The 8,541-nt window shown below is 72.5% G+C and carries 9 protein-coding genes (1 of these 9 only partly in view); all 9 read right to left on the bottom strand.

Annotated features, from left to right (window positions below; translation table 11 throughout):
• Tightly spaced (at most 12 nt apart), the 9 genes in view from argH to argC form a layout consistent with a single transcriptional unit that may run on beyond the window.
• Positions 1 to 846, bottom strand: partial view of an argininosuccinate lyase gene (gene argH / locus ACVW2K_RS14325; RefSeq protein WP_457202952.1) — the 5' portion only. Its footprint begins 582 nt before the window's first position; 846 of the gene's 1,428 nt are visible here — the first part of the coding sequence; the start codon lies at positions 844 to 846; its stop codon lies off the left edge, out of view.
• Positions 843 to 1,307, bottom strand: a complete 465-nt coding sequence (locus ACVW2K_RS14320) for an NUDIX domain-containing protein (RefSeq protein ID WP_457202951.1) — start codon at positions 1,305 to 1,307, stop codon at positions 843 to 845. The genes argH and ACVW2K_RS14320 overlap by 4 nt, the downstream gene beginning before the upstream one ends.
• A complete protein-coding gene (gene argG / locus ACVW2K_RS14315) occupies positions 1,307 to 2,740 on the bottom strand; it encodes an argininosuccinate synthase (RefSeq protein ID WP_457202950.1) in 1,434 nt (477 codons plus the stop codon). Before argG ends, ACVW2K_RS14320 begins: the two co-directional genes overlap by 1 nt.
• A gap of 12 nt (positions 2,741 to 2,752) precedes the next feature.
• The gene (locus tag ACVW2K_RS14310; protein WP_457202949.1) at positions 2,753 to 3,274 is read right to left on the bottom strand and encodes an arginine repressor; all 522 of its coding nucleotides are present in this window, start codon (positions 3,272 to 3,274) and stop codon (positions 2,753 to 2,755) included.
• Complete coding sequence (argF, locus tag ACVW2K_RS14305; protein ID WP_457202948.1) at positions 3,271 to 4,209, bottom strand: ornithine carbamoyltransferase; 939 nt, start codon at positions 4,207 to 4,209, stop codon at positions 3,271 to 3,273. The genes ACVW2K_RS14310 and argF overlap by 4 nt, the downstream gene beginning before the upstream one ends.
• Entirely contained in the window at positions 4,206 to 5,372 is a 1,167-nt protein-coding gene (locus ACVW2K_RS14300; protein ID WP_457202947.1) for an acetylornithine transaminase, read from the bottom strand. The genes argF and ACVW2K_RS14300 overlap by 4 nt, the downstream gene beginning before the upstream one ends.
• On the bottom strand, positions 5,369 to 6,307 hold the full coding sequence (argB, locus tag ACVW2K_RS14295) for an acetylglutamate kinase (protein WP_457202946.1): 939 nt from the start codon (positions 6,305 to 6,307) through the stop codon (positions 5,369 to 5,371). The genes ACVW2K_RS14300 and argB overlap by 4 nt, the downstream gene beginning before the upstream one ends.
• Positions 6,304 to 7,452, bottom strand: coding sequence for a bifunctional glutamate N-acetyltransferase/amino-acid acetyltransferase ArgJ (argJ, locus tag ACVW2K_RS14290; protein ID WP_457202945.1), 1,149 nt, complete (start codon positions 7,450 to 7,452; stop codon positions 6,304 to 6,306). Before argJ ends, argB begins: the two co-directional genes overlap by 4 nt.
• Positions 7,449 to 8,477, bottom strand: coding sequence for an N-acetyl-gamma-glutamyl-phosphate reductase (gene argC / locus ACVW2K_RS14285; RefSeq protein WP_457202944.1), 1,029 nt, complete (start codon positions 8,475 to 8,477; stop codon positions 7,449 to 7,451). Before argC ends, argJ begins: the two co-directional genes overlap by 4 nt.
• Positions 8,478 to 8,541: the final 64 nt, after the last annotated feature.

Here is an 8,541-nt window from a genome sequence, read left to right as displayed (position 1 = left end):
GTCGTGCAGCGTCACGAAGCCGAACTCGCGGGTCGACCAGAGGATGACCTCCTCGGCGATCCGGCTGACGTCGACGCCCACCTGCGCGGCGACGTAGGCGAGCTCCGCGACGAAGTCGCGCGACGCCGTGCCGTCGATGGAGTTGGGCGACGAGCCGGCGAAGCCGAGCTCCGACGCCACCAGCTCGGGATCGAGACCCAGGCTCGAGCCCGCCAGCGCTCCCCCGCCGTACGGCGACTCCGCGCCGGTACGGCGACGCCAGTCGGCGAGCCGGTCGACGTCGCGCAGCAGCGCCCAGGCGTGGGCGAGCAGGTGGTGGGACAACAGCACCGGCTGGGCGTGCTGGAGGTGGGTACGGCCGGGCATGACGGTCTCCCGGCCCGGGGCCAGGTGGTCGCGCGCCTGCGTGGTGAGCGCGTCGACCAGGTCGAGCACCCGGCTCGCGACGGTGACCGAGTGGTCGAGCAGGAACGACCGGAACAGCGTGGCGATCTGGTCGTTGCGGCTGCGCCCGGCGCGCAGCCGGCCGCCGATGTCGGCGCCGACCTCCTCGACGAGCAGTCGTTCGAGCGCGCCGTGCACGTCCTCGTCGCCCGGGTCGGGCAGCAAGGTGCCGTCGGTGTAGCGCTGGGCGAGCGCGTCCAGGCCACGGTGCAGCTCGGCCTCGTCCGCCGGGGTCAGGTAGCCCGCGGCGCCGAGCGCCTTGGCATGGGCGTGCGACCCGGCGATGTCGTACAGCGCGAGCCGCCAGTCGAAGTGCGTCGACCGCGAGAGCGCGTCGAGCTCGGGCGAGGGGCCGCCGGCGAAGCGGCCGCCCCACAGCTTGCCGGTGTTCGTGGTGCTCACTGCTGTCCTCTCACCGCGGCGATCGCGCTGGTCATGATGTCAGGGAGGTCCGCCGGGCGGGACAGGACGCCCGCCAGCGACGTCGGCAGCCACCAGCCCGCCCCGAGGACCGTGCCGACCTCCTCGGGCTCGAGCCCGTCGAAGCTGATCTCGACGCCGCGCTCGAGTGGCAGGGCGAAGTAGGTGTGCTCGCCGACGTAGTCGACCCCGTCCCAGGAGTAGGCCTGCCGGTCGCGGAAGACCGGCCCGATCAGCCGGCCCCCGTCGGTGTGGATCCCGGCCTCCTCCCGCAGCTCACGCGCCGCGGCCGTCCGCAGCGACTCGTGGAGATCGGGCGCACCGCCGATGCTCGACCAGTAGCGCTCGCCGGGGCGTGCCGGGTCCCGCTCCTCGAGGAGCAGGACGGCGCCGTCCTGGCTCACCGGGAGCACCCGGGCGGTGGCGCGGTGGACGGGATCCATCAGTCGGTGCCGAACTCCATGGCTGCGTGGTCCAGCGCGGCCTCGTCCGGCTCGGCCTGGACCGCGGGGTTGGCCGCGATCCGGTCCGCTCCCCCGGCCTCGAGCTCGCCGTACAGCGTCCCGTGCTCGACGAGCACCTGGCCCTGGTCGAGCGGCTGGGCGGCGTACTGCTCGAGCTTGGCGCGGGAGTCGGCGATGTCCAGGTTGCGCATGGTCAGCTGGCCGATCCGGTCGAGGGGGCCGAAGGCGGCGTTCTCGGTGCGCTCCATCGAGAGCTTGTCCGGGTGGTAGGAGAACGCCGGGCCGTCGGTGCGCAGGATCGTGTAGTCCTCGCCGCGGCGCAGGCGCAGTGTGACCTCGCCGGTGACGAGCGAGGCGATCCAGCGCTGGATCGACTCCCGCAGCATCAGCGCCTGCGGGTCCAGCCAGCGCCCCTGGTAGAGCAGGACGCCGAGCCGGCGGCCCTCGCCGTGGTAGCTCGCGATGGTGTCCTCGTTGTGGATCGCGTTGAGCAGCCGCTCGAAGGCGATCCACAGCAGCGCCATGCCCGGAGCCTCGTAGATGCCGCGGGACTTGGCCTCGATGATCCGGTTCTCGATTTGGTCGGACATGCCGAGACCGTGCCGGCCGCCGATCGTGTTGGCCTCGTGGACGAGCGCGACCGGGTCGTCGTACGACTGCCCGTTGATCGCCACCGGGCGGCCCTCCCGGAACGCGATCGTGACGTCCTCGGCCGCGATCTCGACACCCGGGTCCCAGAACTTCACGCCCATGATCGGCTCGACGGTCTCGAGCGAGACGTCGAGGTGCTCGAGGGTCTTCGCCTCGTGGGTGGCCCCCCAGATGTTGGCGTCGGTCGAGTACGCCTTCTCCTGCGAGTCGCGGTAGGGCAGGTCGTGCTCGGTCAGCCACTGGCTCATCTCGGCCCGGCCGCCGAGCTCGGTGACGAACTCGGCGTCCAGCCACGGCTTGTAGATGCGCAGGTCGGGGTTCGCCAGCAGGCCGTAGCGGTAGAAGCGCTCGATGTCGTTGCCCTTGAACGTCGAGCCGTCGCCCCAGATGTCGACACCGTCGTCGTGCATCGCCCGGACCAGCATCGTGCCGGTCACCGCACGGCCGAGTGGGGTGGTGTTGAAGTACGCCCGGCCGCCCGAGCGGATGTGGAACGCACCGCACGCCATCGCGGCGAGCCCCTCCTCGACCAGCTGGCGCCGGCAGTCGACGGCGCGGGCGATCTCGGCGCCGTACCGGACGGCGCGGTCGGGTACGCCGGAGATGTCCGGCTCGTCGTACTGCCCTATGTCGGCGGTGTACGTGCACGGGATCGCGCCCTTGGCGCGCATCCACGCGACCGCGACGGAGGTGTCCAGCCCGCCCGAGAAGGCGATGCCGACGCGCTCGCCGGCCGGGAGGGACGTGAGGACCTTGCTCAAGGTTGGGTTTCCTTACTGGCTCTGGGTGTGGGTGTCGGCGAGGGCGAGGAAGCGGCGGGCGAGGTCGTCGCCGCCCTTGGGCTCGCGGCCGATCACGAGGACGGTGTCGTCCCCGGCGATGGTGCCGAGCACCTCGGGGAACTCGGCCTTGTCGAACGCCGAGGCGAGGAACTGGGCGGCGCCCGGCGGCGTGCGCAGCACGACCAGGTTGGCGCTGGCGTCGGCGCTCACCAGGAGCTCACCGCACAGCCTGGCCAGCCGGTTCGCGGCGGCGGCCGTCTCGACGGGCGCCGCGGGCCGGCGGTCACCGCCCTCGGCGGGCACGGCGTAGACGAGGGCGCCCGACGGAGCACGCACCTTGATCGCGTCCAGCTCGACCAGGTCCCGCGAGAGCGTCGCCTGGGTGACCCGGATGCCGCTTTCGGTGAGCAGGTCGGCGAGCTCGCCCTGCGAGCGGACCTCGTGCTGGGTCACGAGCTCGACGATCAGCTGGTGGCGGGCGTTCTTGGTGCCCGGTCGGAGGGCGGTATTCACGTCGCCCCCTGGACCAGGAACGTGAGGATCGCCTTCTGGGCGTGCCGCCGGTTCTCGGCCTCGTCCCAGACCACGCTCTGCGGGCCGTCCAGCACCTCGGCGTCGATCTCCTTGCCGCGGTACGCCGGGAGGCAGTGCATGGCGATCGCGTCGGGCTCGGCGTGCTCGAACAGGGCGGTGGTGAGGGAGTACGGCGCGAACACCTCGGCCCGCGCGGCCGCCTCCTCCTCCTTGCCCATCGAGATCCAGGTGTCGGTGACGACCACGTCGGCGCCGGTGACGGCGGCGAGCGGGTCCGACCCGACGGTGGCCGACCCACCGGTGGTCGTGGCGATCGCTGCCGCGCGCTCGACCATCGCGGCGTCGGGCAGGTAGCCCTCCGGCGAGGCGATCCGCACGTGCATGCCGGCGGTGGTGCCGGCGAGCAGCCAGGAGTTGCCCATGTTGCAGGCGCCGTCGCCGACGAAGGCCACGGTGACGCCCGCGAGCTGCTGCCTGTGCTCGCGCACGGTGAGCAGGTCGGCGAGCAGCTGGCAGGGGTGGAAGTCGTCGGTGAGGGCGTTCACGACCGGGACGCCGGCGTGCTCTGCCATCTCCTCCAGCCGCGCCTGGGCGTAGGTGCGCCAGACGATCATCGACGCCTGGCGGCCGAGCACGCGGGCGACGTCGTGGACGGACTCGCGCACGCCGATGCCCGCGAGCGCGCCGTCGACCAACATCGGGAAGCCACCCAGCTCGGCGATGCCGGCCGCGAAGGACGCCTGGGTGCGCAGCGTCTGCTTGTCGAAGATCATGGCGACGGTGCGCGGGCCCGCGAGCGGCTTCGCGTCGTACGGCGCCTGCTTGAGCTCGAACGCGAGGTCCAGGACCCGCGCCTGCTCCTCGGGCGTGAGGTCGTCGTCGGCGAGGAAGTGTCGGACCGGGTGGGCGCTCATCCCATGGCTCCATCCAGGATGCCCGGCCAGGCGGCCAGGAACGCGTTGACGTCGTCCTCGGTGAGGACGAGCGGTGGCGCGAGCCGGATGCGGCTGGGGGTCGGGTTGTTGACGATGAACCCGGCCGCCAGCGCGGCGGCCGCCACGTCTGCCGACGCGTCGACAGACAGGTCGAGGCCGATCAGCAGCCCCTCCCCCCGCACCTCGGTGACGCGCGGGTCGGCGGCCAGTCCGTCGCGGAGCTTCTGGCCGAGCACGGTGACGTGCTCGAGCAGGTCCTCGTCCTCGATGGTGCGGATGACCGCGAGCGCGGCAGCACACGCGACCGGGTTGCCGCCGAACGTCGTGCCGTGGTTGCCGGGCTCGAGCAGCTCCCCCGCGGCGCCGACACCGATGCAGGCCCCCACCGGGAAGCCGCCGCCGAGGCCCTTGGCGACGGTGACCACGTCGGGGGTGACCCCGATGTGCGCGAACCAGCGGCCGGTGCGCCCCATGCCGGTCTGCACCTCGTCCAGCCAGAGCAGCGCACCGTGGCGGTCGGCGACCGCGCGGGCGGCGGCGAGGTAACCCTCCGGCGGTACGACGACGCCGGCCTCGCCCTGGATCGGCTCCAGCAGCACGGCCGCCGTCTGGTCGGTCACCGCGGCGGCCAGCGCGTCGGCGTCGCCGTACGGGACGAACGTGACGTCGCCGGGCAGCGGCGCGAACGGCGTCCGGTACGCCGCCTTGGCGGTGAGTGCGAGCGCGCCCATGGTGCGGCCGTGGAAGGAGCCCTCGGCGGCGACGACGTGGGTGCGGCCGGTGCGCCGGGTCAGCTTGAAGGCGGCCTCGTTGGCCTCGGTCCCGGAGTTGGTGAGGAACACCTTGCCGCCGCCGGCGCCGACGCCGAGCAGGTCGAGCAACCGCTCCGCGAGCTCGACCTGTGGCGCCGAGGTGAAGAAGTTCGAGATGTGGCCGAGCGTCTGGAGCTGGGTCGTGATCGCCTCCACCAGCGCCGGGTGCCCGTGCCCGAGCGCGTTGACCGCGATGCCGCCGAGCAGGTCGACGTACTCCTTGCCGTCGGTGTCCCACACGTGCGCGCCCTCGCCCCGGGCGAGCACCAGCTTCGGGGGGCCGAAGGTGTTCATCAGGCTGGCGGCGTACCGCTCCTGGTAGCTGGTCACTGGGCGTCCCTCGCCTTCCGGGTCTTGGTCGCGGCGCCCGGCAGCACCTGGGTGCCGACGCCCTCCTTGGTGAAGAGCTCGAGCAGCACGGCGTGCTCCTCGCGCCCGTCCACGACGGTGGCTCGTGGGACGCCGCCCTGGACGGCCTGCAGGCAGGCGCTCATCTTGGGGATCATCCCCGAGGCCAGCGTCGGGATGATCTCCGCGAGCGCCTCCGGGCCGATCTCTCCGATCACGTCGTCGGAGTCCGGCCAGTCCAGGTAGAGGCCCTCGACGTCGGTGAGGACGAGCAGCTTCTCGGCGTCCAGGGCCACGGCGAGCGCGGCAGCGGCCGAGTCGGCGTTCACGTTGTGCACCCGGCCGGCCGCGTCCGGAGCGACGCTGGAGACGACCGGGATCCGGCCGGCCTCGATCAGGTCGAGGACCGACTCGGGGCGGACCTTCGTGACCTCGCCGACCAGGCCGAGGTCGACCTCCTCCCCGTCGACGACGGTGCCGGTGGTGGTGGCCGTGAACAGGCCGGCGTCCTCGCCCGAGCAGCCGACCGCGAGCGGGCCGTGCTCGTTGATCAGGCCGACCAGCTCGCGCTGGACCTGGCCGACCAGCACCATGCGCACCACGTCCATCGCCTCGGGCGTGGTCACCCGCAGGCCGCCCCGGAACTCGGACTCGATGCCGAGCCGGTCGAGCATCTGGGAGATCTGCGGACCGCCGCCGTGCACGACGACCGGCTTGAAGCCGGCGAACCGGAGGAACGCGATGTCCTCGGCGAAGGCCCGCTTCAGGGTGTCGTCGGTCATCGCGTTGCCGCCGTACTTCACCACGACGATCTTGCCGTGGTAACGCTTCAGCCAGGGCAGCGCTGCCGCGAGCGTGCGCGCCTTGGCCGGGTCCGGCTTGCTCGGGTCGTGGGGGGTGTGCGAGATGGTCCTCATGAGGAGTACGCGCTGTTCTCGTGGACGTAGGCGTGCGTGAGGTCGTTGGTCCAGACCGTGGCCCGGTCGGACCCGGCCTTGAGGTCGATGGTGACGCTGACCTCGCGCGGCTTCAGGTCGACGGTCGCGGGGTCGGCGTGCGGGGTCGACCGCCGGCACACCCAGACGCCGTTCATGGCGACGTCGAGGTCGGCCGGGTCGAAGCGGGCACTCGTCGTGCCGATGCTGGCCAGCACACGGCCCCAGTTCGGGTCGTTGCCGAACACCGCGGCCTTGAAGAGGTTCGAGCGTGCGACGCTGCGGCACACCTCGACCGCCTCGTCCTCGCTCGCGGCGTTGACGACGGTGATCGCGATCTCGTGCTCGGCGCCCTCGGCGTCCTCGAGGAGCTGCATGGTGAGGTCGGTGCAGGCCTGGGTGAGCGCGGCGGTGAAGTCGTCGAGGCTCGGGGTGATGCCGCTCGCGCCGCTGGCCAGGACGGTCACGGTGTCGTTGGTGGACATGCAGCCGTCGGAGTCGAGCCGGTCGAAGCTGACCCGGGTCGCCGCGCGCAGCGCGGTGTCGAGGTCGACCGCCGGTACGACGGCGTCGGTGGTGAGCACGACCAGCATCGTGGCGAGCTGCGGCGCCAGCATGCCGGCGCCCTTGGCCATGCCGCCGATCGACCAGCCCGCGCCCTCGACCACGACCTGCTTGCTGACCGAGTCGGTCGTCATGATCGCGTGGGCGGCGTCGTCTCCCCCGTCGGCACTGAGGGCGTCGTACGCCGCCCGGGCGCCGGCGAGGACCTGGCCGCGGTCGTTGGTGAGGCCGATCAGGCCCGTCGAGCAGACGACGACGTCGCCCGCGCCGATGCCGAGGCTGCCGGCGACCGCCTCGGCCACCGCATGGGTGGTCTGGAATCCCTCGGGACCCGTGTAGCAGTTGGCGCCGCCGGAGTTCAGGAACACCGCCCTGACCGTGCCGTCCTTCACGACCTCCTGGCTCCAGAGCACCGGGTTCGCCTTGCAGCGGTTGGTCGTGAAGACGCTGGCCGAGTCGTGGGCCGGGCCGTCGTTCACGACGAGCGCGACGTCCTTGGCGCCCGTCGACTTGAGGCCAGCGGCGACGCCGGCGGCCCGGAATCCCTTGGGCGACGTGATCACGGTGCCACTCCCACGGTCGACAGGCCCAGGCACTCGTCGAGCCCGAGCGCGAGGTTCATGCACTGCACAGCCGCGCCGGCGGTGCCCTTGGCCAGGTTGTCGACGGCGCCGACGGCCACCAGCCGTCGCGCGTCCTGGTCGACCGTCACCTGGAGGTGGACCGCGTTGGAGCCGGTGACCGACTTGGTCTGCGGCCACTGGCCGGCCGGGAGCAGGTGCACGAACGGCTCGTCGGCGTAGGCCTTCGCGTACACGTCGTAGGCCTCGTCCGCGGTCAGGTCACCGGTGAGCGGAGCGCTGCACGTCGCGAGGATCCCGCGCGGCATCGGGACCAGCAGCGGCGTGAAGCTGACCCGCACGGCACCGTCGACGAGCGTGGACAGGTTCTGGGTGATCTCGGGGGTGTGCCGGTGGACCCCGCCGACGCCGTACGCGCCGGCGTTGCCCATCACCTCGCTGCCGAGCAGGTGAGGCTTCGCGGCCTTGCCCGCGCCGCTGGTGCCGGAGGCGGCCACCACGACGACGTCGGGCTCGACGATGCCGGCCGCGACCGCCGGGGCGAGGGTGAGAGTGGACACCGTCGGGTAGCAGCCGGGCACCGCGATCCGGGTGGCCTTGCGGAGCAGGTCGCGCTGGCCCGGCAGCTCCGGGAGTCCGTAGGGCCAGGTGCCGGCGTGCTCGCCGCCGTAGAACCTCTCCCAGGCGGCGGCGTCCGCGAGCCGGAAATCCGCGCCGCAGTCGATGACGACCGTGTCGTCGCCGAGCTGCGCCGCGAGCGCCCCGGACTCTCCGTGCGGGAGCGCGAGGAAGACCACATCGTGGCCGCGGAGGGTTTCGAGCGAGGTCGCGTCGAGCACCCTCTCGGCGAGGGGCACCAGGTGCGGCTGCAGGGCGCCGAGTGGCTGGCCGGCGTTGGAGGCGCCGGTGAGGGCGCCGATCTCGACGCCGGGGTGACCGAGGAGCAGGCGCAGCAGCTCGCCCCCGGCGTACCCACTGGCTCCGGCGACGGCGATCCTGGTCGACATATGCATGACTATACAGATGGGCGCATCTGTATGTATCTCGGGTGCGGCGTGTCGGTCCGCGCCC

This window comes from Nocardioides sp. HB32 (assembly GCF_054058995.1).
Note: the sequence above shows the minus strand (reverse complement) of the source record. Positions and strands in the feature narration are given on the sequence as shown.